Genomic DNA, 289 nt, shown 5'->3' with positions numbered 1-289 from the left:
AGCCACCAAATCCACCCCATCCAAAGAGGTTCCAGACATAACTCCTACAACACGGTATTGGGTTTTATTCATATCCTGTAAAAATAACAATCCGTTTTGAAAAAATGCCAATAAAAAAGTATCTTTGTGCACTTTTAAATAATACTTCAATTACAAGAAACTATGGATTTTAACCTTACCGAAGAACACATCATGATACGCGATGCTGCTCGCGATTTTGCGCAAACCGAACTACTTCCTGGTGTGATAGAACGAGATAACACACAAACGTTTCCAGATAGCTTGGTTC

At 38.1% G+C, this 289-nt stretch carries 1 protein-coding gene; it reads left to right on the top strand.

Annotation, left to right across the window (positions count from 1 at the left end; all coding sequences use genetic code 11):
• Positions 1–162 precede the first annotated feature (162 nt).
• A partial coding sequence (locus ACNG5D_RS16010) for an acyl-CoA dehydrogenase family protein (protein ID WP_418184531.1) occupies positions 163–289 on the top strand: 127 nt, incomplete at its 3' end.

The organism is Algibacter ulvanivorans, from assembly GCF_048381495.1.
In the GTDB taxonomy this organism is placed as follows: domain Bacteria; phylum Bacteroidota; class Bacteroidia; order Flavobacteriales; family Flavobacteriaceae; genus Algibacter_B; species Algibacter_B ulvanivorans.
Note: the sequence above shows the minus strand (reverse complement) of the source record. Positions and strands in the feature narration are given on the sequence as shown.